At 37.6% G+C, this 25,232-nt stretch carries 24 protein-coding genes; 7 read left to right on the forward strand and 17 right to left on the reverse strand.

Going from position 1 to position 25,232, the window contains the following annotated elements; genetic code table 11:
• Positions 1-422: 422 nt before the first annotated feature.
• Both thiD and IGI58_RS17495 read left to right on the forward strand, forming a co-directional pair.
• Positions 423-1,247 carry a bifunctional hydroxymethylpyrimidine kinase/phosphomethylpyrimidine kinase gene (gene thiD, locus IGI58_RS17490; RefSeq protein ID WP_429952420.1) on the forward strand — a complete coding sequence of 275 codons (825 nt, stop codon included), beginning with the start codon at positions 423-425 and terminating at the stop codon, positions 1,245-1,247.
• A 16-nt stretch (positions 1,248-1,263) separates the two neighbouring features.
• Entirely contained in the window at positions 1,264-1,812 is a 549-nt protein-coding gene (locus tag IGI58_RS17495; RefSeq protein WP_225533859.1) for an ECF transporter S component, read from the forward strand.
• A gap of 93 nt (positions 1,813-1,905) precedes the next feature.
• Here the strand turns inward: IGI58_RS17495 and IGI58_RS17500 are convergent, their stop codons facing one another.
• The 5 genes from IGI58_RS17500 to guaD all read right to left on the reverse strand — a co-directional run bounded on the left by IGI58_RS17500 (position 1,906) and on the right by guaD (position 7,355).
• Positions 1,906-2,886: a permease prefix domain 1-containing protein gene (locus tag IGI58_RS17500; protein ID WP_429952419.1), complete on the reverse strand. Its 981-nt coding sequence runs from the start codon at positions 2,884-2,886 to the stop codon at positions 1,906-1,908.
• A 26-nt stretch (positions 2,887-2,912) separates the two neighbouring features.
• On the reverse strand, positions 2,913-3,233 hold the full coding sequence (locus tag IGI58_RS17505; RefSeq protein ID WP_429952417.1) for a PadR family transcriptional regulator: 321 nt from the start codon (positions 3,231-3,233) through the stop codon (positions 2,913-2,915).
• Between the two features lie 198 nt (positions 3,234-3,431).
• Positions 3,432-4,409, reverse strand: a complete 978-nt coding sequence (guaC, locus tag IGI58_RS17510) for a GMP reductase (protein ID WP_429952416.1) — start codon at positions 4,407-4,409, stop codon at positions 3,432-3,434.
• 182 nt (positions 4,410-4,591) lie between these two features.
• Positions 4,592-5,977 (reverse strand): uracil-xanthine permease family protein, encoded by a 1,386-nt coding sequence (locus tag IGI58_RS17515; protein WP_429952415.1) that lies wholly within the window; start codon positions 5,975-5,977, stop codon positions 4,592-4,594.
• A 1-nt stretch (position 5,978) separates the two neighbouring features.
• Positions 5,979-7,355 (reverse strand): guanine deaminase, encoded by a 1,377-nt coding sequence (gene guaD, locus IGI58_RS17520; RefSeq protein WP_429952414.1) that lies wholly within the window; start codon positions 7,353-7,355, stop codon positions 5,979-5,981.
• A gap of 325 nt (positions 7,356-7,680) precedes the next feature.
• Between guaD and IGI58_RS17525 the strand changes: the two genes are divergently transcribed.
• Together IGI58_RS17525 and IGI58_RS17530 are read left to right on the forward strand one after the other, a co-directional pair.
• Positions 7,681-8,307 (forward strand): MBL fold metallo-hydrolase, encoded by a 627-nt coding sequence (locus tag IGI58_RS17525; protein WP_225533854.1) that lies wholly within the window; start codon positions 7,681-7,683, stop codon positions 8,305-8,307.
• Between the two features lie 24 nt (positions 8,308-8,331).
• Positions 8,332-9,033 (forward strand): histidine phosphatase family protein, encoded by a 702-nt coding sequence (locus IGI58_RS17530; RefSeq protein WP_087640234.1) that lies wholly within the window; start codon positions 8,332-8,334, stop codon positions 9,031-9,033.
• Positions 9,034-9,077: 44 nt separating this feature from the next.
• Here IGI58_RS17530 and IGI58_RS17535 read toward each other — a convergent pair whose 3' ends face one another.
• The 5 genes from IGI58_RS17535 to IGI58_RS17555 all read right to left on the reverse strand — a co-directional run bounded on the left by IGI58_RS17535 (position 9,078) and on the right by IGI58_RS17555 (position 14,242).
• Entirely contained in the window at positions 9,078-9,935 is an 858-nt protein-coding gene (locus IGI58_RS17535) for a MurR/RpiR family transcriptional regulator (RefSeq protein WP_087640434.1), read from the reverse strand.
• Between the two features lie 235 nt (positions 9,936-10,170).
• Entirely contained in the window at positions 10,171-11,601 is a 1,431-nt protein-coding gene (locus tag IGI58_RS17540; RefSeq protein WP_429952413.1) for a PTS transporter subunit EIIC, read from the reverse strand.
• A 24-nt stretch (positions 11,602-11,625) separates the two neighbouring features.
• A complete protein-coding gene (gene murQ / locus IGI58_RS17545; protein ID WP_429952412.1) occupies positions 11,626-12,513 on the reverse strand; it encodes an N-acetylmuramic acid 6-phosphate etherase in 888 nt (295 codons plus the stop codon).
• A 1-nt stretch (position 12,514) separates the two neighbouring features.
• The gene (locus tag IGI58_RS17550) at positions 12,515-13,579 is read right to left on the reverse strand and encodes a DUF871 domain-containing protein (RefSeq protein ID WP_429952411.1); all 1,065 of its coding nucleotides are present in this window, start codon (positions 13,577-13,579) and stop codon (positions 12,515-12,517) included.
• A gap of 171 nt (positions 13,580-13,750) precedes the next feature.
• Positions 13,751-14,242, reverse strand: a complete 492-nt coding sequence (locus tag IGI58_RS17555; RefSeq protein WP_429952410.1) for a PTS sugar transporter subunit IIA — start codon at positions 14,240-14,242, stop codon at positions 13,751-13,753.
• Positions 14,243-14,421: 179 nt separating this feature from the next.
• Here IGI58_RS17555 and IGI58_RS17560 point away from each other — a divergent pair, with 179 nt between their 5' ends.
• Positions 14,422-15,252, forward strand: a complete 831-nt coding sequence (locus IGI58_RS17560; RefSeq protein WP_225533849.1) for an undecaprenyl-diphosphate phosphatase — start codon at positions 14,422-14,424, stop codon at positions 15,250-15,252.
• A 307-nt stretch (positions 15,253-15,559) separates the two neighbouring features.
• Entirely contained in the window at positions 15,560-17,494 is a 1,935-nt protein-coding gene (locus IGI58_RS17565; protein ID WP_429952409.1) for a heavy metal translocating P-type ATPase, read from the forward strand.
• Between the two features lie 68 nt (positions 17,495-17,562).
• Here IGI58_RS17565 and IGI58_RS17570 read toward each other — a convergent pair whose 3' ends face one another.
• The 3 genes from IGI58_RS17570 to IGI58_RS17580 form a co-directional block, all read right to left on the reverse strand.
• Positions 17,563-18,201 carry an HD domain-containing protein gene (locus IGI58_RS17570; protein WP_429952408.1) on the reverse strand — a complete coding sequence of 213 codons (639 nt, stop codon included), beginning with the start codon at positions 18,199-18,201 and terminating at the stop codon, positions 17,563-17,565.
• A 73-nt stretch (positions 18,202-18,274) separates the two neighbouring features.
• Positions 18,275-18,898 carry a DUF47 domain-containing protein gene (locus IGI58_RS17575; RefSeq protein WP_429952407.1) on the reverse strand — a complete coding sequence of 208 codons (624 nt, stop codon included), beginning with the start codon at positions 18,896-18,898 and terminating at the stop codon, positions 18,275-18,277.
• A gap of 64 nt (positions 18,899-18,962) precedes the next feature.
• Positions 18,963-19,997, reverse strand: coding sequence for an inorganic phosphate transporter (locus tag IGI58_RS17580; RefSeq protein ID WP_429952406.1), 1,035 nt, complete (start codon positions 19,995-19,997; stop codon positions 18,963-18,965).
• Between the two features lie 214 nt (positions 19,998-20,211).
• Between IGI58_RS17580 and rpsT the strand changes: the two genes are divergently transcribed.
• The gene (gene rpsT / locus IGI58_RS17585; protein ID WP_069662814.1) at positions 20,212-20,466 is read left to right on the forward strand and encodes a 30S ribosomal protein S20; all 255 of its coding nucleotides are present in this window, start codon (positions 20,212-20,214) and stop codon (positions 20,464-20,466) included.
• A 298-nt stretch (positions 20,467-20,764) separates the two neighbouring features.
• On the opposite strand, the gene IGI58_RS17590 is transcribed toward rpsT, so the two are convergent.
• The 4 genes from IGI58_RS17590 to IGI58_RS17605 are packed head-to-tail and all read right to left on the reverse strand — an operon-like array spanning position 20,765 to position 25,065.
• Positions 20,765-21,172, reverse strand: coding sequence for an ester cyclase (locus IGI58_RS17590; RefSeq protein WP_429956346.1), 408 nt, complete (start codon positions 21,170-21,172; stop codon positions 20,765-20,767).
• A 3-nt stretch (positions 21,173-21,175) separates the two neighbouring features.
• Complete coding sequence (holA, locus tag IGI58_RS17595; RefSeq protein WP_429952405.1) at positions 21,176-22,207, reverse strand: DNA polymerase III subunit delta; 1,032 nt, start codon at positions 22,205-22,207, stop codon at positions 21,176-21,178.
• A 49-nt stretch (positions 22,208-22,256) separates the two neighbouring features.
• The gene (locus IGI58_RS17600; protein WP_429952404.1) at positions 22,257-24,596 is read right to left on the reverse strand and encodes a DNA internalization-related competence protein ComEC/Rec2; all 2,340 of its coding nucleotides are present in this window, start codon (positions 24,594-24,596) and stop codon (positions 22,257-22,259) included.
• Complete coding sequence (locus tag IGI58_RS17605) at positions 24,559-25,065, reverse strand: ComE operon protein 2 (protein ID WP_429952403.1); 507 nt, start codon at positions 25,063-25,065, stop codon at positions 24,559-24,561. Before IGI58_RS17605 ends, IGI58_RS17600 begins: the two co-directional genes overlap by 38 nt.
• Positions 25,066-25,232 lie beyond the last annotated feature (167 nt).

Below are 25,232 nucleotides of genomic sequence, written 5' to 3' on the forward strand. Positions count from 1 at the left end.
TATTTGATCATTCCATGATTTTTGGTGTTTGAAAAGGTCGTGGCTCTCTTTAGTTGGGCTGTACTTCTCAAAAATCAATTCATTTCGTTTTTTGTGTTTTTTACCAAAGTTACAACTCTTCCTTTGGTCACCTTGTACTGCTCAACATCAATTCTCTTCGTTCTTTGTGTTTCTTACGAAAGTTACAACTCTCCCTTCGATCACCTTGTACTAATTAACATCAATTCTCTTCGTTCTTTGTGTTTCTTACGAAGGTTACAACTCTCCCTTTGGTCGCCTTGTACTGTTCAACATCAATTCTCTTCGTTCTTTGTGTTTCACAGTAATTGGATGACCTGAAAATAACCCAATTGGCTGTTTTTGTCAACTTTGATTTGTTTTACAATACAGATATTAAATTGAATGTGAATTGAGGTTAGAAAATGATCAAAAAAGTATTGACAGTAGCAGGTTCTGATTCTAGTGGTGGAGCCGGTATTCAGGCGGATTTAAAAACCTTTGAAGAATATGGCACATTTGGTTTTTCTGCTTTGACAAGTATTGTGACAATGGATCCTGATGAGGGTTGGAGTCATTTAGTTACACCTATAGAACCTGATTTAGTTGAAAGACAGCTTAAAACGATTTTTGCAGGGGCACCACTTGATGCAATGAAAACCGGAATGCTGGGAACGATCGAAGCAATCGAAATTACTCGAAAGTATATTGATAATTTTCCAATGGAAAATATCGTTATCGATCCGGTAATGGCTTGTAAAGGAACAAGCGAGTTGCTACAGCCGGAAAATGTAGCTGCTATGGCTCGTTTACTTTTGCCTAAAGCAACTATCACTACACCTAATTTAGTAGAAGCTGGGATTCTTTCCGAAATGGGAGATCTGACTTCTGTTGAACAAATGAAAGAAGCAGCAAAAAAGATCCTAAACTTAGGACCTAAAAATGTTGTTATCAAAGGCGGACACCGTTTGAATACGGATAAAGCGATCGATTTGTTTTACGATGGCTCTGAGTTCACAATATTTGAAGAAGAACTTTTTGCCACTGATTTTAACCACGGCGCAGGCTGTACATTTGCTGCGGCTGTTACAGCTGGTCTTGCAAAAGGTTATTCTGTAGAAAAATCAGTTGCTTTAGCGAAAAAATTTGTAGCGGCTGCTATTAAAAATGGACAAAAAATCAATCCTTTCCTTGGTCATGTTTGGCACGGTGCTTATAACCATGCAGAAGACCGGATGAATGAAAAGTAGCAAAGGGAGACTTGTGATGACAAAACAACATTCAACGACCTCTATCGTTTTGATAGGTTTATTTACCGCTCTGACTGTTTTAGGTACGATGCTGAAAATTCCCTTGCCTACAGGGGCATTCGTTCATTTAGGCAACACTGTTTTACTATTGGCCGTTCTGTTGATCGGCTATAAAAAAGGTGCTTTAGCTGGCGGCTTAGGCTTTGCTATTTTTGATTTACTGAATGGCTTTGCTGCCGAAGCTCCCTATTTTATCTTAGAAAGCTTCATCGTTGGAGGAGCAGCAGCATTGATGATTCTTTTTTTCAAGCAAAACGTAGATACGATCAGTAAAATCATCGTAATTGCTAGCGTGACTGGTCTTGCTAAAATCATTATGACCCAACTAAAAAATACAGTGATGGGTCTGATGGCAGGAGCAAACTTTAATGTAGCTTTTGCCAGTGCTCTGTCCAAACTGCCAGCTACTTTAGTAAATGTCGCAACAACGATCATTATCGTAACGCTTGTTTACTTTCCATTAAAAAAAGCCATGTCGGCTATTTTTTCAAAGCAATCATTTTAGCTATTTAAAAGAAGTTGAACCGTAGTATTCAATTTCGAGAAAAAAGGGACGGTGTCATAACTTTATGAGTTATGACACCGTCCCTTTAACTTTTTATTCCTCACCGAAAATACTCTCCAAAATCCAAAAGAGTATCCCCGCTACTGGGAAAATTGTCCAAGCAGTTCCCCAATTCCCTAAGAAAAATCCTTGGAAAAAGAAAATTCCTGTTACGATAGGCCAATAAATTTTCTCTATGGTTTGCAGCCAACTTGGCATTTTTTTGTTTCGTTCCGCAGCGGCTTTAGGTCCTGGTTTATCCTCATCAGAAACAAAATAGGTCTGATCGATCATATTAGTAAAACTACCCATGATCACACCGCCAAAAATAAGAAAGAAAACACCAAAGGAAGCAATTGCGAACATACCGCCGACACCAATAAATTCATTTGCCTCTGAAAAATCAGTCAAAGACAGAAAGACAATCGGAATGATCGATAAAATACACAAGGAAACACCAATCACAATACAAAAAACAAATGAACGCTGAAACTGCTCTTTTCTTTTTTTCACTGCATTTTTAACTTGTAAAGAAATAAATCGATCATCCAGCTTCTTATTTGAATTCGTCATACTTGTTCCTGCGATAATAAATAACGGTACCCCAATGGCTGCCCCAACGAATAGAAACAACAGACCAAATCCCATACTTTCTGTACTTTCTGTTATTCCAGCCGAAGCAAAACAAAGTGCCGCTCCCAGCATGATCAACATAACACCTATGCCAATCAACGTCGCTCCTCTGTGTCTGACGCTCAAGAAATCATTCGCTTCTTCAAGAGTGATTTCATCGATTTCATAGCCTTTTTCATCAATGTATTCTTGCTTGATATTCATTTCATCCAGCAACTCATCAATTGAACCAAATCCGGCAATCACACTGCCAATGGCTTCGTTTTCAGATTTCCCCTGACTTTTTAAATCTTCATAGCGATCCTCGGCATTCGCCAACAAATCCTCTTTCAATTGTTTCGTTTGGCTTGTTTCAACTACTCCAAGAAATAAGCTGTCGATATAGTCTTTGATTGTTTTCATTATTTTTCCTCCTTAGGTCATCTCGCTTAGTCGATAAAACGTTCGACAACTTTCTTAGTCAGCTGCCATTCCGCTATTTTTTCTGCTAAATATTCTTTTCCATCTTGGGTGATTTTATAGTAAGTCCTCTTTTTCCCGTGAGTTACCTGTCCAGGAAACGATGTGATGAATCCATTTTTTTCCAGCCGATTGAATGCTGAATACAATGTTGTTTCTTTAATCGAATAGTTGTTATCGGAAATTTCAGTGATTCGCTTAGAGATAGCGTATCCGTAAGAATCGCCTTCTTGTAAAACAGATAAAATGAACGTATCGTTGTATCCTCTAATTGCGTCGCTGCCGATCATTCAATCACCTCCAAATTACTTCATCTAACGTACTACGTCTGTCGTTGTAATTATCATATCACTATTACTACGACAGGTAAAGTAAAATATGTAAAAAAATACTGAGAAAGAGCATATTCGCTTTTTCTCAGTATTTTTATCTAGCATCTGCTCTTTAAAAACGCAAAGTTCTTACGAGTAGATAGCTCTATTCTGTTTCTAAATGGTATCTCCATTAAAAATCGAATTCTTCACAATAACATAATCGACTTTACGAATCGCTTCTAGATCTCGACCGCCTGAATATGAAATCGAAGATTGTAAATCTTGCTGCATTTCAACTAACGTATCAACTAAGCTTCCTTTATGTTGAATCCAGATTTTTTTCCCTTCGACGTTCTTTTTCTCGCCTTTTTGGAACTCTGATGCACTACCAAAATATTCCTTATAAACGACACCATTCTCCACTTTTGTTTCTCCCGGAGATTCTTCATGTCCAGCAAATAATGAACCGATCATGACCATTGTCGCACCAAAACGAACTGATTTTGCAATATCTCCCGGCGTTCTGATCCCGCCATCCGCAATGATCGGTTTTCTAGCTGCTTTGGCACACCAACGTAATGCTGCTAATTGCCAGCCGCCAGTCCCAAAGCCTGTTTTGATTTTAGTAATACAGACTTTTCCTGGTCCGATTCCGACTTTTGTCGCATCTGCTCCAGCATTTTCCAACTCACGGACTGCTTCAGGTGTCCCCACGTTACCTGCAATTACAAAGGTCTTTGGTAAGTGCTTTTTTAAATGTTGAATCATATTGATCACCGCATTTGAATGACCATGAGCAATATCGATCGTTACATAATCCGGAACTAAGTTACGTTGAGCTAATTCTTCAACAAACTGGTATTCTCCTTCTTTCACGCCAACACTGATCGAAGTGATCAACCCTTTAGCTTGCATTCTCTCAATAAAAGGAATTCGTGCACTTTCATCAAAACGGTGCATGATATAAAAATAGTTATTTTCAGCTAAAAATTCTGCGATTTTGTCATCCACGATCGTTTGCATATTCGCCGGTACAACTGGCATTTTAAAGCTATGGTCTCCTAGCTTCACTGTTGTATCACATTCTGAGCGACTATCCACGATACATTTATTCGGGATCAACTGGACATCTTCGTAATCAAAAACTTTCATACTTTACTGCCTCCTAGCAAGTTCAATTAAAAATACGCAAAAACACGAACATTAGAATCCTTATCGTTCGTATTTCACAAGCGCCTATGCTAATTTACACTATAACCATTTGAAAGTCAAAGGTAAAAGACGAAAAATACAAAACAACTCATCGAATGTTCGTGTTTTATTCAATTATCTAATCAATTAAGCTGTGCTGCCTCACCAGAATCCATTTGTGTTATCTCTTCCGGCTTTGCTGATTTTTCAGAAGGCAGTAACCGATTCAGGAGAATCGCTGCGATCGAAGCCGTTGCAACAGATGAACCGAATAAATATTGTAAAAATTGCGGTAATGATTGAATAAACTCTTCAGGAATCAAGGTCAATGCTAACGTTAAAATCATCGGAATCGCGATCACATACATTTCTTTTTCATTGATCTCCACTTCCTTGATCACTTTGATACCACTGATTGAAATAATCCCGCACACAATAACAAATACTCCACCAATGACAGGAGATGGAATAGACGAAATCAATGTAGATAGCTTTCCAGATAAACCAAAAACAACAAACCAAGCACCAGCAGCTACAAACACTTTTTTACTAGCTACGCCAGTAATTGAAATAATTCCAGCATTTGTTGAATATCCAGTAACGGGGGTCGTTCCCAGTAACGAAGCAATCAAACAACCGATCCCCTCACCAACAACTCCTCGATTGATATTTTCATCTGTCAATGGTTCTTCACAGACATTACTGACCGCAAACCACGTACCTGTCGTTTCAGCCATCAACACAACATAAATAATGACCATTGTTAAAATCGAAGATAAATCAAATGAAAAACTGAAATCAACAAAAGGCAAACTAGGAACGCTGATCAATGATGCTTTTGAAACTGCTGATAAATCTAGTACACCCATCATTTCAGCTGCGAAAGAGCCAATGATCAATGCTAATATCACAGATGAGATTCGAAAAATCCTGCCTTTACCAGGAAAACGTGACCCGATCATAGCAAACAAAATAAGAGAAGCTGCTGCAATGATAGCCAACAATATATTTTGCCCTAAATCACCAGACGCGTTGAAAACATTGTCGTTTAAAGCCACAGGCATCAAAGATAAGCCTACGATAAAAATGATCGTTCCTCCCACAATCGGTGGCACGAAAGCTTTGATCAAACGATTGAAAATGCCTGTAAGTCCTAAAATGATCACAAGTATGGCACCGATCAGACCAGCTCCCAAAACAGTTCCCCAGCCTTGACCATTTTGACTATTTGCAAAGTAAATACCAGCTACTGCACCGATTGGGATAAAAGACGGCCCTTGCGCTACAGGTAATTTCATACAAAAATAAGATTGAATGATCGTTGCCAGTCCTGCTGCAATAAAGGTAGACTGAATCAATGCTGATGATTCTTTTGTAGTTAAACCAATAATTGAAGCAATAATAAATGGAACGACATAAACATCCATCGCTAACACATGCTGAATGCCCAAAAGCAAAGACTGCCCTATAGAAAGTTCATCATTCGGACCAACTGTCAATGCTGATTTTTTAGAGTGTGATTCTGACATCTTATTTTTCTTCCTTTCGTTGTTCAACTGTTTTGTCGTAAACTTTTCTAGCTTGGACCCACACTTCTTGAATACATTCAGGACGAGACAAATATATAATCTTTTGGAATACATCCAATAAAGGTTCTGTTTCAGAAAAAATCGGCAGCCCTTTCGTTGTAACAAATTGAACATCCCAAGCATAATCAACGGCCAACTTGCCAATCGGAAGACTCAATGATTCACCGCCACCTGCAGTAGCTAAATAGAACGCCTCATTTAACGTTAAACTAGAGCCTTTCACGCCACGTTTATCACTACAGCAATCTTTATCTACTCCATCTTCTAACATTCGAGAAGAAATAACTGCCTGTTTGATATTGTCAAATAAGCTTGGAGAGAAACCGCCAGATATGTCACTCCCTAACCCTACCTTTACCTGATACTCATTGAGCAATTTGGCAACTGGTGTCACCGCGTTACCAAAGTAAGCATTAGAGATAGGGCAATGAGCAACTGCTGTCCCTTTTTCAGCAAATAACTGCATGTCTTCATCAGAAAGAAAGCCGCAATGAGCCATAACCGCTTTTTCACTAAGTAAACCAAATTCGTTTAGTGCAACTGCATCATTTTTACCAAAGCGTTCCTTAACATAGTCATGAGCCCAATCACTTTCACTGCAGTGGGATTGAATATGGACATCATATTTTGCAGCTAAAGCACCTAATCCTTCTAAGGACTTATCTGTACAACTAGGAATGAACCTTGGCGTAACAACTGGATAGACTCCTTGCGGCGTATGCTTGTTAAGTTCCAACACTTCCTGAATAAACGCTTCTGTCTCGGCAATCGCCACTTTAGCATCATCGTCGCGATAGTAGTCAGGATTTTGTTCAGGATCATCCATGACAACCTTTCCAACTAGACCTCTTTGCCCTTTTTCACTGCAGATTTCTGCTAAACGAAGACTTGCTTTTTGATGAACCGTAGCAAAATATAAAGCTGTCGTCGTACCATTTTTCAATAATTGTGAGACTAAATCTGAATACACTCGGTCCGCAAATGCCTGATCAGAAAACTTCGCCTCTAGCGGAAACGTATAAGTATTCAGCCATTCATACAAAGGAAGATCTAATGCTGTTCCTGCTTGTGCCCATTGAGGCGCATGAATATGGAGATCGACGAAGCCTGGTAAAATATATTGATCCGATGCCAACTCCTGCAATCGTCCTTTTGCTGAATATTCTTGGATCGTCTCTTTGTAGCCTGCATCATCTGGCTGAATGATCTTTGCAATCAGCCCATCTTCTGAAATACAAAATAACGAATCTTGTAAAACCTCTACATTTTTTTGGTCACGACTAGTGAACGCCGTTCCTTTTACAACAAATTTAAACAAATCAGCTACCCCTTCCATAACAATACCAACACATTATATATTATTATTCGTCTTTATTCCATATTTTTTTATAAAAAAATACGAATTAAGTTGATAACTAACAAAACACGAACTTTATTTCGGTGGACAAAAAATAAAAGTAGCATTAATCGAATATTTTCGCTTTATACCATTCTTTATATCTAAATAAATATTTTCTTCAATCCTATACTATGCCACATGTCAAAATATAAAATCCTTCAAAAAAATACTTCCGACTTTTGATTCTTTATGAAATTGCGTTATACTTAAATGAGAGAAATTGTGAATTAGGAGGCTACAAACTATGTTAACTATCGAACGTATCCTGACAGGTGTCATTCAGGAAAATTGCTATTTGATCTATAATGAAGAAAATCTTTTGATCATCGATCCAGGTGCAGAAGCAGAACGAATCATTTCCTTGATCAAAAAAACAGAGAAAAAACCGATCGCTATTTTACTTACACATACACATTATGATCATATCGGAGCTGTTGAGGAGTTGCGCCATCATTATCATATCCCCGTATATGTAAGCCCGCTTGAACAAGAATGGTTATCGAACCCTGTTTTAAATCTATCTGGATTAGGTAGACATGATGATATTGCAGATATCGTGGTTCAACCTGCGGAAATGGAATTTGAAATGACTGACTATGAACTTGGGGGAATCAAATTTTCTGTTGTGCCAACCCCTGGTCATTCCATTGGAAGTGTTAGTTTGATATTTGATGATTTTGTCGTAACCGGAGATGCTTTATTCAAAGGAAGTATCGGCCGAACTGATTTGCATACAGGCGATATGGAACAGCTGCTTCACAGCATTAGAACCTATCTTTTTACTTTGCCTGATGAATTCCCAGCTTACCCAGGACATGGCGATGCGACAACGATCGAGCATGAGAAGAAAACCAATCCTTTTTTCAATTAAAATAATCTACTAGGAGGACGTACCATGAACAAACCAACGGTGCTATACATTATCCGCCACGGGAAAACTATGTTCAATACGATTGGTCGGACACAAGGATGGTCGGACACACCTTTGACAAAAGAAGGTGAAAAAGTCATCCACGCTTTAGGTATCGGATTAAAAGACATCCCTTTTAAAGAAGCCTATTCTAGTGACAGCGGCCGTGCAATGCAGACTGCCCGTATTATTTTACAAGAGCATTCAAAAGGAGCCGCAATTCCTTATGCTACAGACAGCCGTATTCGGGAATGGTGTTTTGGTTCTCTAGATGGCGGCTATGATGGTGAATTATGGGGGGTCGTTCCACGAATATTAGCTTTTAAAAATTATGAAGACATGATGACCAATCGGATCAGCTACAAAGACTTAGCGGAGGCAATCATCGCAGCAGATACAGCCGATTGGGCAGAACCCTATGATAAAATCAAAGAACGTGTTTGGAGCGGATTTGAAGATATTGCCCATAGAAGAGAAAAAGATGGCGGTGGAAATGTTATGATCGTTTCTCACGGCTTGACGATTTCATTCTTGCTGTCTTTAATCGATTCAAGCTTGCCAATGCAGATCGGTCTGGAAAATGGCAGTGTAACTAAATTGATTTATGAAAATGGTCGATTTACGATCGATACAGTCAATGACATCCATTATATCGAAGATGGCCAAAAACAATCATCGAACAACTAAAAAGGTTTGGCGGAACATAACTCTTCCGCCAAACCTTTTACTAATCAAACTTTGTACCTTTTTAAAATCTCAACGGCTCCCCTAGAGTGCTGGATTTTTTCTAGTGTTTTATCATAATTTTTTGCTCCATAAGCAAAGAACAGCACATCTACGACATAAAGCTGTGCAGTCAAAGAAACTGTAGCAGCACTTCTTAAAGGCGCTTCCTCCCCTTTGGGCGTCAATAATAAAATTTTACTTTTTTGAGCTAAATCAGATTCTCTATCTGCTGTCAAAGCAACGACTGGCAGTCCTTTTTCAATCGCTAATTCTGCCAATGCATTGGTTTCAGGATTTGTTCCAGAATTTGAAATACCAATAAATAAGCCTTTCAATTGATTCGTTCCTAAAGCAGAGGCGAACAAATGAAGATCCATCGTAAAGAAAACACTTAAACCTAGTCGGGTAAATTTTTGATAAATATCTTGTGCTACAAGCGATGAAGCACCTAATCCATAGACAAAGACGATCTCTGATTCTTCTACTTCACTAACTGCCCGATCGATTGCTTCAACTTCTAAATGTTCATTCGTTCGTTCTAGAACATGAACCAATCGATGCTGCAGCTTCTCTTTTATCGCAGCTGTCGTTTCTCCATTTTCGACCTCTGTATACATCTGTGTATCGACCGCGCCAAGGTTAGCTGATAACTGTAGCTTTAAATCGGTAAAGCCGTTGACTTCGATCGAACGGCAAAAACGAATGATCGCTGCCGGACTTGACCCAGATTTTTTCGCCAACTCTTGTGCACTTAAAGTAATTACTTCATTTGTGTTAGTTAAAATATATTCAGCAACTTTTTGTTCAGATCCTGGGAGTGTTTTCAAATGATCCTGAATCGTTAAAATAATGTTTTGCTGCATGATATTCATACCCTTCTTCCTACTCAAACTTTTTTCAAGATGCACTTGATAATACATTTCTACAAGGAATAGTATAACAGAAAAGACTTGCCTATGTTGCATAAGAATCTAAAAAAGCAAGCCTGATGAGCAAATTTTCCAAACAAAAAATCAACTGTTTTATTATAGTTAGCAATAGATGCTATCTAATAAAAACAGCTGATTTCTATACAATCGAACGATCTAATCGACTGTTTTATTTATTTTCTTGAAGATCCTTTGGAATACCAAAGAAGAATGTTGCAACAAAGCCGCCAGCATATGCAGCCAATAATCCTAACACATAAGCAAGCCATTGGTTATTAGCGATCAGCGGGATCAAAGCTGCACCACTTGGACCGATCGCAATTGCCCCAACATTGCCGAAAGCTCCGATTACCGCACCACCGATTCCTCCGCCAACACAGGCTGTGATAAACGGACGACCTAAAGGTAAAGTAACCCCATAAATCAACGGTTCACCGATTCCTAAAATCCCAACAGGTAATGCTCCTTTAATCATCTCAACTAACTGTGCATCTTTTTTGCAACGAATCCATAAGGCTAAAGCTGCTCCTACTTGACCTGCTCCTGCCATAGCTAATATCGGTAATAGTAATGTCATTCCTGTTTGATTGATCATTTCAATATGGATCGGGGTCAAGATTTGATGTAATCCAAACATAACCATCGGCAAGAATGTCGCTCCTAGGGTAAATCCTGCTAAAATCCCGCCTTTTTCCAAGACTACATTGATCACACCTACTAAGCTATTGGAAATCAAGCCTGCGATCGGCATGATCAAGAAAATCGTTATCAATCCAATGACCAATAAAGAAACCGTTGGTGTGACAATAATATCGATAGAATCAGGAATGATTTTATGCAATTGCTTTTCTACTAATGAAAGTAACCAAACTGCAAAAATAACCCCAATAATACCACCTTGTCCAGCAGATAACGTACCACCGTTTAAAATATTTGGCAGCGGCGCCTCTGGATTCATCCCAGTTAACATCGTTACAGCACCAATTACTCCACCAAGCGCTGGTGTTGCTCCAAATTCGCTCGCACTGTTGATCCCTGTATATAAAGCTAAATAAGCAAAAATCCCGTTTTTGATGATATTCAATACATCAATATACTGCTGCCAAGAGTCACCGATCGTTCCTGCAACCAGTAAATTAGACATAACAGCGGCTATTCCTCCAATGATTCCGGCACCAACAAATGCAGGAATCAGCGGAACAAAAATATTAGAGATCGATTTCAATACTTTTTTAAAGCCTGAAGTGCTTTTATTTTTCTCTTTTTGGGCAGCCTTTACTTCAGCCGCTTTTTCTTCTACTAATTGTTTGCCTGACAGCTTATTTGGAAATGGCTCACCAAGCTTAACACCTGCCATGTCCACCATTTCTTGAGCAACTTTATTTACCGTCCCTGGTCCGATCACGACTTGTAAGGTATCGTCTTCTACAACGCCCATTACACCATCGATCTTCTTCAACTCGTCAAGCTTTACTTTATCATAATCCCGTATATCCATTCGAACTCTTGTCATACAATGACGCAATTTCAACACATTTTCCTGTCCGCCAACTTCTTCATAAATTTCCCTTGCCAAACGTTTTACTTTCTCTTCTGACACAGTCATTTCCCCCTTAGTTTTCCCTTAAATTGTATTTTTGATAAAATGATTGCCCTGAATCAATTTTGTTTCAGCCTCTTCTTTTGAGGAGTTTGTCAATAACATCACGATAGCCAGTTTGACATTTTCATCCGCTTTGATGAAATAGTCAGCGGCTGTTTGATAGTCGCAAGTTGTCGCTTCCATAATGATACGCTTAGCACGTTCCACTAATTTTTCATTTGTTGGTTTCACATCCACCATTAAGTTGTTATACACTTTACCAATTCCGATCATTGAAACCGTCGATAACATATTTAAAATCAATTTTTGTGCTGTTCCAGATTTTAGACGTGTGGAACCTGTTAAAAATTCAGGCCCTGCATCAACTTCAATAGGAAAGTCAGCATAACGGCTGATTTCAGCATGTTTGTTGCAAGAAACCGAAACTGTTTTTGCACCAATAGAAGCCGCATACTCCAATCCTCCAATTACATAAGGAGTACGGCCGCTAGCTGCAATTCCAACAACGACATCTTTATCAGTTAGTTGAATCTCGATTAAATCTTCCTGTCCAAATTCCTTAGAATCTTCTGCACCTTCCACAGCAATCGTCATCGCCTTTTGCCCACCAGCGATCAAACCTTGCACCATTTCAGGATCTACACCAAATGTCGGCACACACTCTGCCGCATCCAATACACCTAAGCGGCCGCTTGTGCCTGCCCCCATATATATCAAACGTCCATCTTTTTTGAAAGCATCAATAATCACGTGAACAGCTGGTTCGATTTGCGGAAGTGCTTCACTAACTGCAATAGCTACCTTTTGATCTTCTTGATTCATTTTTATCAACGCTTCTTCTACAGTCATTTCATCTAAATTCATTGTTTCTTGATTTCTGCGTTCTGTTGTCAGTTTTTCTAAATTCATCTTATAATGTCCCCTTATCTATCAATTTAAATTTACGACCTGCGGCGATCCTTTTTATTAGCGCTTGATCTTCAGTGACTACTCGTGCCACCACATTGACTTTTTTATCTGCAGGCAATGTTTTTTTTGTCAATTGAATTTCACCCATATAGCGGCCGTATTCTGAATTATCGATGGTCACACTGCCCAATGATCGTACAATCGATGCTTCTGGTACGATCGTGTCTATTTTCTTAAAGCGAGCATCTGCACTGCGAATGACTTCTCTCGCGTCATCTTGGCGATTCACATGCTCTCCTAAAATCGATGAATAGTAGCGGCTGCCCATATCAATAACTTCCAAAACCAGTTCACCTTGGCTCAAATATAGCTCCAATTGCCGCATCGTACGTTTAGAAATCATTGGATCGCCAATATAGACACCGTCAACTGCGAATCGCTCTTTCAATTCGATCATAGTCGCTAAAGGATGTTCATGACGATGTTTTTCTAAAGTTGGCAACCCCATGAACAAAGGACCACGTAATTGAGCATCCCCTGGTGCAAAAGCAAAGACTTTAAAGCCTGATGCCTTCAACCATTCATTTTTTTCAGAGAAAAAAGAACTGCCTAAGCCAGTCTCTGGTCTCGGATAATAATTATGCCACGCTTCAAAATTTGAAAAATCGGCTTCATATCGTTTGAGCTCAGCAACATCTTTTGATGTAATCGTGCTGGCATTTAAGCCGACATCCATAACATGTGATACTTGAGCGATTTTTTGATTAGAAATCGCATAATCCATACGTAATCCAGTCACACCGATGGCAATAATTTCTTCCAAACGTTCAAAAGAAAAACCAGCGCGGTTTAAGGCTTCACCAGAGATATCGACCATTAGCTTCATTCCATTTTTAGAAGCAATCTCACCTAATACTCTTAGTCGTTGTGCGTACAATTCACTATTGTCTTCAGGAATATGCAAAGAAGTAAATATTCCTTTTACTCCAATGCAGCTCATTTCTTGTATATAAGTTTGCGTCTCTTTTGTTAGGTCTTCACCAAGAAAAACTGATATCCCATACATATCCATCTGCTCCTCTCTAACACGCTTTCATTATAATTCTTTTGAAATAAAATTTCAAGTTAAATATTTATTTTGTTTATAAAACGGAATTTTTTTTCAAAGAGTACATAAAAAAATAGAACAAACAACAGTGAATTGTCTGTTCTACTTGATGAAATAATATTTCACTCTTTATGCCTTTGCACTACCTACTATCTCTCCAGCAGTGACCTGTCCTGTCTTTGTTAGATCAAATTTTTTCACAGCATCCATATTGGTAATAACGACCACCATATCGGTTGCTTTACCAGCTGAAATGATTTTTTCTAGATCAACCGTCGCAATCAATGTTCCTGGTACAACCTTTGTTCCTTCCGTCACCTTGATAGAAAACGGTGCACCATTTAATTCTACTGTATCGATCCCCATATGCAGTAAAACTTCCAGTCCATTAGCCATTTTCATCCCAACTGCATGTTTTGTCTGAAATACGCTCAAAATTTTCCCTTCGATCGGTGCATAAATTTCCCCAGTTTCCGGAAGAACTGCAAAGCCATCACCCATCATTTTTTGTGAAAATACCGGATCGTTTACTTCAGTGATAGGAATTACTTTCCCTGTTGCTACTGCATATAGTGTTTCATTTACTTGTGATGGTTCTTTCTTTTTTAAAAATCCAAACATTATTTATTTTCCTCCAATTTTATGAATAGTAATAGTATAGAAAATTCTTAAAGTAAATACAACCACCAATCGCTGATTCTAATTTTTTCTAACGTCACATAATTGTTAGTTGGTTTTTTTCATTCAAAAAGGTATAATATTAGTGATTTTATTATTTTTACATTGAAAGGATTGAACCTATGCTTTTATCAAATTTATGGAAAGCAATTATTTTAGGGATTATTGAAGGAGTTACCGAGTGGCTGCCGATCAGTAGTACCGGTCACCTGATCCTAGTTGATGAATTTATTAAGATGAATCTTAGCGCTGATTTTATGGAAATGTTCAATGTCGTGATCCAACTAGGAGCGATCATGGCCGTTGTCGTTCTTTATTTTCATAAGTTAAACCCCTTCTCTCCTCAAAAAGATGAGAATGAAAAGCGAGATACTTGGCTCTTATGGACAAAAGTCCTTGTGGCTACTGTACCAGCTGGAATCATTGGTATTTTGCTAGATGATTGGCTGGAAGCGAAATTTCACAATTTCTTTACTGTTTCTCTTATGTTGATCATTTATGGTGTTGCTTTCATCATTATCGAGAAAAGAAACAAAACACGCGAACCAAAATGCAGCGATCTGAACAGTTTCACATACAAAGCTGCCGCAATCGTTGGTTTTTTCCAAGTTTTATCATTAATTCCTGGAACTTCACGCTCAGGTGCAACTATCTTAGGTGCGATTCTAATTGGCGCTTCGCGATTCGTTGCAACCGAGTTTTCATTTTTCATGGGAATTCCTGTCATGTTTGGTGCTAGTTTCTTGAAAATCATTAAATTTATTGCAAAAGGCAACTCATTCAGTTTTAATGAGACTGTTGTTTTATTAACAGGTTCTATCGTTGCTTTTGTCGTTTCGATCATCGTGATCAAGTTCTTATTGAACTACTTGAAACGTAATGACTTTACCGTTTTTGGTTGGTACCGAATTATTTTAGGTGTTCTACTAATTAGCTATTGGCTATTTTCTTGATTGTTCATACTGTACAGCTAGCTAACGTAATTGAAGCACAGCATAATAGCTACTTTTGCTTCCAATATCTGTTTGCTTTTAAAGGGACTAAGTTGTAACTCTTAGAGTTATTTCTTAGTCCTATTTTTTGTTACTTAAAATGATAATGATTATCACTCTTAATTAGAATTAATATATTTAAAAAATAAGGTAAAACCCTAATAAAAATAGGTTTCACCTAAATGATAATCACTATCATTCTCATTTAGGATATTTCATTATCAATTAGAATCAGTTTATGTTATGCTCTTATTGAGGAGTGATGAAAATGAAACTTTCAAAAGAAAAAAAAGCAATTCTATCTACTATTTTATGTCTTATTTTTATGATTGCAGGTTTTATGTTAGAAAAATCAGGTGCTACTTTTTATCCGATCATTTTTATTTTAGCTATTGTTTTCGGTGGATTTAAACAAACAAAAGAGGGCTTGATCAGCACTTTTGAAGACAAACATTTGAATGTAGATTTATTGATGACCCTAGCTACTATTGGTGCTTGTATCATTGGAAATTGGTTTGAAGGAGCAATGTTGACGTTTATCTTTTGTCTGAGCGGCGCCCTTGAAGAATACACGACAAACAAAAGTAAAAAAGAAATTGCCAGCTTGATGAATTTACAGCCAGAGACTGCTTTACTATTTGAGAATGGAAAAACAACAGAAGTATCTGTCGATACATTAGAAATCGGAGATACATTACTCGTTCCAAAAGGTTCAAGTATTCCGATCGATGGTCAATTAGCTGCCGGAACATCGACCATTGACGAAGCGGCGATCACAGGAGAATCTGTCCCTGTTGAAAAAAGTGCCTCAGATTTATTATTTGGAGGAACAATCAACCTTGGTGAAGCTTTCACAATGACGGTTACAAAAAATAGTGAAGATACTCTATTTGCCAAAATCATTCGATTGGTCGATGAAGCACAAAATACCCCTTCTCAAACAGCAAGCTTTATTGAAAAATTAGAAAACACTTATGTAAAAATTGTATTGATCACTATTCCTCTAATGATTTTGATTCCTTATTTCTTTTTGGGCTGGTCTTGGAACGAAAGCTTTTATCGTGGAATGGTATTACTCGTTGTCGCTTCCCCTTGTGCATTGGTCGCTTCGGCAACACCTGCCACTTTGGCTGCCATCTCAAATGGTGCTAGAAATGGCGTCCTATTCAAGGGCGGTGTCTATTTAGAGAACTTAGCAGCATTAAAAGCAGTTGCTTTTGATAAAACTGGAACTCTGACAAAAGGGAAACCTATTGTAACAGATGCTATATTTCTGAGTGACAAACAAAAAGCAATCGATATTTTAGTCGCAATGGAGCGTCACTCTACTCATCCGCTTGCACAAGCAGTGATCGACCGTTTCGATGAAGAAAGCACCACTCATTATGAACAACTTGATGTCAAAAACGTTGTAGGTTTCGGAATGGAAACTACAATCAATTCTACAGTCTGGCGATTAGGGAAAATTTCTTTTGCGGATACTTCTTCAATCACATCAGACATTTTAGAGCAAATTGAACAACTACAAGCAGATGGTAAAACAGTCATCTATCTCTTTGAAGGAGAAACGATCGTTGCCTACCTTGGATTGTTAGATGTTCCAAAACCAGAAGCAAAATCGATCATTACTTATTTTAAACAAGTCGGTGTTCATACGACGATGATCACTGGAGATCAAGAAAGAACTGCTGCTGCAGTTGCAAATGAACTAGAAATCGATGAAATTCATGCAAACTGTTTACCAGAAGATAAGACAATTCTTATCAAACAACAAAAAGAACGTTACGGTGTTAATGCAATGGTTGGGGATGGCATCAACGATGCTCCCGCTTTAGCTAATGCAGCGATCGGTGTTGCAATGGGCGGCGGAACGGATATTGCAATGGATGTCGCAGATGTCGTTTTGATGCAAAATGATTTAGAAAAACTACAGATGAGTCATTTGCTTTCAAAAAAATTAAAACGAATCGTCATGCAAAATATATTATTTTCAGCCTTTGTCATTTGTCTTTTAGTTCTTTCAAATTTTTTCCAAATCATCAGCCTTCCTTTAGGAGTGATCGGCCATGAAGGAAGCACGATTTTGGTAATTTTAAATGGTTTGAGATTACTTAAGACGATTCCGATCGAGCACATAAAAACCAAAACACAAACACCATTAAAGTCACTAAATTCATATAATCGTAGTGAATCAAGTATTTAAAATAGACAAAAAAAGAGCTACTCATTGCTGGATGAGTAGCTCCTTTTTTATCTACCTCTAATAACTCCTTACTCCCATTCTTCAAGAAATTCTTTAAGAAAGTTTTCCAAAAATTCTTGTCGCTGCTTTCCTATTTTTTTAGCATAGGGCGTATTTAAACGATCGTTCAATAGTAGAATTTTCTCATAAAAATGATTGATTACTGTACTTTCTTCCCTGTACTCTGATTTATTTTGCAATAATCTTGGCTTAATAGCAGGGTCATAAATTTTATTTCCTTTGTGCCCACCATAATAAATGGTTCGGATGATCCCGATCGCTCCCATTGCATCCAGCCGATCAGCATCTTGAACGATTTGTCCTTCTACGCTTAATTCCATTTTCTTTCCTTCAAGTTCCTGGCTGAATGAAAGGTTTTTAATGATATAAAGGATATGCTCGATCTTCTCAACAGGAACACCATTCACTTGTAAAACTTCTTTAATCTCTTGATATGCTTTTTCCTGATCCTCAACAAGCTTTTCATCAGCAACATCATGAAGATATGCTGCAGCTACTACGACAAATTCATCACACGCTTGTGTTTGTATGATTTTTTGTGCATTTCGGACGACACGCTCTATATGGTCCATGCCATGACCACTTTGATCCTCTTTCAATTTTGATCGAACAAACGCTTTGATCACATCTATTGTCTGCATATCCATCTAAAATCCTCCTAATCGCTCAAAAAAAGGCTGAAACAAATTCGATTTATCCCAACCTAACACTGTATTTCATTTAACTATTCTTTATGACCAATCCTCCAATAACATCTACGACTGATTCACTTGCATTCAGTAAATCTTCCAATTGATCATAAACGTTTTTCCAGCGAATCACTTCAATCGGATTTTCTTCATTTGTAAATAAATCTTTCAGAGATTCACTGTAAAGCTTATCAGCTTTGCCTTCGATCTCACTGACTTCATCCATCATCGTTCGTAATGTTTTAGAATTTTTGAACTTGGCAAACTCTTTTGTCGCCGTTAAAACTCCGGCTGTAGCTTCTAAAGCATAGGTAATAAATACCATTGCATTTTCTTTCAGTTCCTTAACGACTAAACTGCTCAATAAATAAGCAATGCTATTGATTGTATCCAGCACATCATCTAGTCGTTCTGTGATTTCAACAATGTCTTCCCGATCGATAGGTGTGATGAAAGAAACATATAATTCACTTAAAATTTGTTTAACGATTTGATCGCCTTCACGCTCCAGATCATGGATTTTTATTGCTTCTTTTTCTAAATAATCCAAAGAATAATTAATCGCGATCATTTCTAAGATCTCTGCTGCCTGATGGGCATTTCTCGCGAGATGCTCCAACTCTCCAAAATAGTCAAATTGTTTCTTTCTTGCCATTTTACTCTCTCCCTTAGCTTAACTCTCTATCGTTATTGGTTTTGTTTTCTATTTTTATGTTCGATCAAAATAGGGCTACAAACAACTTAGCCATGATAAAAGCGATCAGACCACAACCCGGAAATGTTAAAACCCAGGCAATCAGCATTTCTTTTACAATTCGCCAATCTACGCTTGACACGCGTTTTGAAGCACCTACCCCCATGATCGCAGTCGTTTTTGTATGTGTCGTAGAAACTGGAATACCAGCAATTGAAGCAGCAAATAAGCATACTGCCGTACTTAAATCAGCAGCAAAGCCTTGGTAACGTTCTAATTTTACCATATCCATCCCAACGGACTTGATGATCCGCATACCACCAACTGAAGTTCCGATCCCCATCGTTACAGAACATAAGACCATGACCCAAATAGGAATAATGAAACCCGCTCCAGATTTTTCAGCAAGATTATTGTAATATAATCCCAGCATAAAAACCCCCATAAATTTTTGACCATCTTGAGCACCATGCAAAAAAGCATTAGCTCCAGCACCAAACGCCTGACCATAGGTGAAAAATTTATCCGCTGTTCTTCTGGCAACACCTCTGAAAAGGATTACAATCAACTTCGTTACGATAAAACCGCCACCAAAGCCCATAACGGTTGACACCACTAATCCAACCAATACTTTTGTCCATTCAGACCCATTAACCGCTCCAATACCGCCTAAAGCCATTGCAGAACCAGTCAAGCCCGCGATCAAAGCATGGCTTTCACTTGTTGGTATACCAAAATACCAAGCCGCAACCGACCAAACAACGATTGAAAACAAAGAGGCTGCTAGTGCTACCTGAGAAGCATTTCCCTGTGCATCGAAACTGACGATATTACTAATTGTTTCCGCTACCTGAGCGTTGAAATACGTCATAACTAATGCACCTAAAAAATTCATTACTACTGCCATCCAAATCGCTACATTTGGCTTCAACACACGGGTCGAGACAGCGGTTGCAATTGCATTCGGTGCATCTGTCCAACCATTAACAAAGATAACTCCCATCACTAGCGTAACCGTAATCACTAAAGCAATATTCACTATGACACCCCACCATTTCATTTTTCATCTGTAATAATATCATATAATTTGTTAAAAGTATCCATTTTTTCATATATGCCCTGTTTTATCCCTACAAATACATTAAATTTACTGTTAAGGAAAAAAACTTGTCATCTTTTTATTGCAATGACAGTTTGGATTAGGTATAATGATTAGTGTTGAATTACATATGGATATTCCTGTGTAAGACCTTATTTTATCGGAGGTGAAAGAAATGCCAAATATTGAATCTGCAATTAAACGTGTACGTACTAACGCAAACGCGAATGCTCAAAATTCATCTCAAAAGAATTCTATGCGTACAGCAATCAAGAAATTTGAAGATGCTGTAGCTACAGGTGCTGATAACGCGGATGAGCTATATAAAGAAGCTGCTAGAGCTGTGGACATGGCTGAATCAAAAGGATTGATCCATAAAAACAAAGCGAGCCGCGACAAATCTCGTCTAAGCAAAAAATTAGCAAAATAATGAATTTGCAGAAGCTGGCTACATGGTCAGCTTCTTTTTTTGCACCAAAAGAGTGCGAAACAAAACGAAGAAATCCATTTTGTCTCGCACTCTAAAACGTAATAAATGATGGGTAAAAATCAGATTCTTCTACAATTCTCTAAAAATAAAAGCATATTGTACTATTTTCATACCAATTGAAGCCTAATCGACTTTTGTCTTTGCTTAGATAGATATCAATTTGGATCAAAGAAAAACATTCCAACATCGAAGATCGGCTTCAAAATTCTATATCTCATTTATACTTCATGCATTGATTCTAGTTGTTTTGAAGCTCCAGCCCTTTACGATCGATTTGGATCCAATATTCAGAGATTTTCTCATCTTCAACCAAATAAACTGCACTAGCAATTTGAATAATTTCTTTACCGTCCGACATCGTTCCAGTCTGTTTCCAACGAACATATACCTTATTCCCATCTTCTAACAACTCTTGGATTTCTAAGTGAAACTGACCATAGATATCCTGCATTTCTTTTACGTGTTCGATATAATCTTGTGGAGATCGCTCAATTACATATTCATTCTCAGATTGGATTTGATGGGCAATCACGCACTCGTGCATATAAATAGATGCAGTATCAATATCTTTCCCTGAGCGGACATTTCTAAAAAAATCTGCAATGATCTCTTTTGGCTTCTTTATGCAATCTAGCTCCTTTCCTATCTATTACCTTACGCCTTGAGCAGACAATTTCAGAATAAATAATTCAAAAAGCAGCTCTTTATCCATCTTGCCAGTTTTCATTTTAACATCATTTTCTACTAGCTCATCATAGATCTCTTCCAATCGTTCCAATTCAAAACGTCTCACTTGCTGCAATGCCAATTTTACACGATAAGGATGGATTTTTAGTGTATCTGCAATATTGGCTTGTTGATATCCAAGTTTAGCTAGGATTTTTGTTTGCAAAAATAAACGAATTTGATTTAGTAAAATCGCATTTAGCTTGATCGTTTCCTCGCCTTGAAGCAAAAGATCTTCATAGAGCTGTATTGCTTTTTCTCCATTTCCTGACAAGACCTCATTCGTTAAATCAAAGACATTATGCTCCAACGATTTTGGTACTAGTTCTTTTACAGCGTGAAGAGAAATAACTTTATCTTCTGAAGAAAAAAGAAATAGTTTCTGCAGCTCCCCCATTACTTTGGACAAATTCAAATCTGTCAGCTGCAATAATAAATCAAAAGCTTCTGGGCGAATGTCATAACCTTCACTTTGAATGGTTTGTTCGATATATTGGCGGACCTCACGTTCGCCCATTGGGTTGACATCGATGAATGCCGCTTGTTTCTTCAATGATTTTGTAATTTTTTTTCGTTCATCTAATTTTTCAACGCTTGCATTGAATACTAAAATAGTCGTAGGAGACGGTTCTTCCAGATATTTCAATAAACTATCGATGTCATGATCAAGACCCGTTATTTTTCTTTCAGCTGTTAAAAAATAAGGGTTTTCGATAAACACTAAACGGTAATCACCAAAGAATGGAATCGTTTCAGCTTCTTCGATAGCTACTGATAAAGGAACCTCTTCCATATCAAAAGAAGAATAGTTAAATTGATCATCTTCTGTTTTGATCAATTGATTCATTAGTTCTGTTTTAAATAGTTCACTCAAATAGCCTTCTGTCCCCTGAACTAGATACACAGAGGCAAACTGTTGTTGGCGAACTTGCTGCAACGCTTCTTGTAAGTTCATAATTCCCCTCATTTCTCTTTTCCATCCTATCATGACAATTCAAGAAATGCTAGTCTTGTTTGATCATTGTTTGCACTGGTGACATTTTTGACCAAGGCGACCATTCATAGTATGCCATACCTTCCTGATCTGTTCGAAAAATCGTAATATTTTCTTGTTTTAATGTTTCTTCAGTTTCACTATGAGGATGCTTGAAACGGTTGTTCCGCCCACATGAAATGATTGCTTCACTAGGCGAAATTTGTTTGACAAATGAATCATCCGTTGATGTTTTACTTCCATGATGTCCGACTTTTAAGCTGTCTATTTTTAGATTAGGATAGTTTGCAAGCAACTGCCTCTCACCTTCCTTTTCCAAATCTCCAGTAAACAGAAAACGTCTATCAGCTATTTTGGAATAGATGACTAAAGAATCTTGATTTTCTCCATTGCCTTTAGTCGTTGGTGCTAGAACTTTTAGCGCTATTGAGCGACCGATCGTCTGACCTGCTAAAACAGGATAACACTTAACACCCGACTGTTTTAAAGTATTCAACATCCTTTGAAACAATTGCTTATTTTCCGTACCTGCTGGATAATAAAGAGCTCGAATCGGGATTTTTTTGTGGATTTCTAAAAGATCCCCGCAATGATCCAGATCACCATGGCTGATCAACACTTTATCTAAATACTTTACCCCTTTACTTTTTAGAAAAGGAATAACTGAATAGTCAGCATTAGATTTTTCTTTATTTCTTATTGCCCATTCCTCTTTTTCAAACATCAGTTTACCACCAGTATCGAGCAAAATATTTTCTTGATGAAAAGGGGTTTGGATAAAAATACTATCTCCCTGACCAACATCAATAAAAGCGACTGTTCCTTTGGGGAAAATGTATTTACTTTGAAATAATAACAACAACATAACACCAGACCAACAAGCTTTTTTTGGATCTATAGGTAGACGGTCCAGCAAAATCCCTAATGAAAGAAAGACTGCTATCAATAACCAAAATGAAAAGTGACCTATAATGATCGTAAATGTACTTGTATAGCTCAACCACTCAAAAACTTTTTGTTGTAAAAGAAAATAGGATTCTAATCCAACAACCAAAAAATCAATCTTGATAAAATAAGAACTAACAAAACTAATAGTCAGGACAGGTAAAATCATGTGTTCAAAAACTGGCAACAACACAAATGTAAACACACTCCCTGTCAACTGCCACTCAAAAAACGAAAGTCCCAATAATGGAACAATCGCAACATTCAAAAGTAATGAAAAACAATAACTTTTCAAAAGACTATACTTGATACATTCAACAATCGGCTGTACAAAGAGAATCAAAAAAGACAAACCATAACTCAGTTGCCCACCGATCGTAAACAATAAATATGGACGAACAATCAAGCCTATCATAAGCGTTAAACTCCAGCAATCTAATCTGGATAATTGCCAGCGAAAGTGCTGGTTAGCCAAGATAATCGAACTTTGGACCAATGCACGTACTACACTGACAGAAAAACCAGTAAATCCCGCATAGATCAATGCAAAAAAAAGTTGTAACCAAAATAATTTTTCTATAGTAAATCCAGACCTTAAAAATAAATACCTAAAACTACCGATAAAAAATGCGACATGCATCCCTGACAAACTAAACAAATGAAGAATTCCCAAATTCGCCAAAACAGCTTCTTTTTGGGAAAAATCACTAGATCGATACCCAAATAATAGTATTTTTACGTGTAAAGCCGTTTCTTTCATGAAAATCTTCAAGCAATGATCAATCGCTTTTTTTCTATTGCTACTGATCCACGACCTGAAGTCATACCATCGAACAGGCTGCTCTGAAATACTCTGGATACTTTTGATTGCCACTGTTTGATAAATGCCCTTTGTCCTCAAATAGTTCTGATAATCAAAGCCATGCAAATTAGTTTGCGCTATAGGTGTTTGAACTGTTCCTGTCATACGCAACTGTAATGGTTGTGTGTGCTCCATCCAACTTTCTTTTTCCAGTTTTGAGGAGAATTGATAAAAAGCAACGATTTTTCTGCCAAGCGTTTTAGAATAAAATTTTCCTTCTAATTGAAGACGGTCTCCATCAATGTTCATTTTATCAGGCAAAACACTAAATGTACCAGAAAGTTCGGTTCCTTCTGCAAATTTTTGCTGTTTTTCATTGTTCAATACCAAAAAACAGGAGATGATCGCAATAACCGTACATAAAAAACTAACAGCGATGATCACCCGATTTCGAGTTGCAGCAATACGCCAACATAAATATAGACACATCAAACCTGACGGCCAGTTAAATTCTATAATGAGAAATACAGATCCTATTACTAAAAGTACTGGAAATATCCAGTGATTATTGATCTGCTTGAGGTGCTTCGTCCATTGAAGCAAGCTCTTCTCCTAACTGTAATTCGGCAAAATATTTCTTTGAGAGAGTGACTTGATCCACACTTGCACCAACCTGTTTGATCAAATCCAGTGCATAAGGATCATTGCGATAATCCTTTAAATAATGAATTTTTTTGATTCCAGCTTGTAAAATCATTTTCGTACATTGCAGATAAGGAAAATGGGTCACGTAAATTTCTGCGCCTTCTGTAGGAATACCAAATTTTGCACATTGCAAAATAGCATTCATCTCTGCATGGATCGTTCGGACACAATGCCCATCTACAACGTAACAACCGTCATCTATACAATGGACATCTCCACTAACAGAACCGTTGTACCCTCCAGCAATAATTCGTTTGTCTCTGACGATCGTCGCCCCGACTTCTAATCGAGTACATGTACTTCTTAAAGATAATAATACGCTTTGCGCCATAAAATATTGATCCCATGGAATCCGTTCTAATGTCATTTTTGTGCTCCTTCTTTATATACTAATGTCTATCTCATTTTCAAAATAATTTGCTGTTGTTTAAAAATAATAGTCTAATACAAATAGTAAATTATAGAAAAACTCCCGTCAAGAATCTAAGCGATATATTCTAAAAATACTTCGCATAACAGTGTGCTTTTAATTAA

It is taken from the genome of Enterococcus sp. AZ020 (genome assembly GCF_050499205.1).
In the GTDB taxonomy this organism is placed as follows: domain Bacteria; phylum Bacillota; class Bacilli; order Lactobacillales; family Enterococcaceae; genus Enterococcus_L; species Enterococcus_L dunnyi.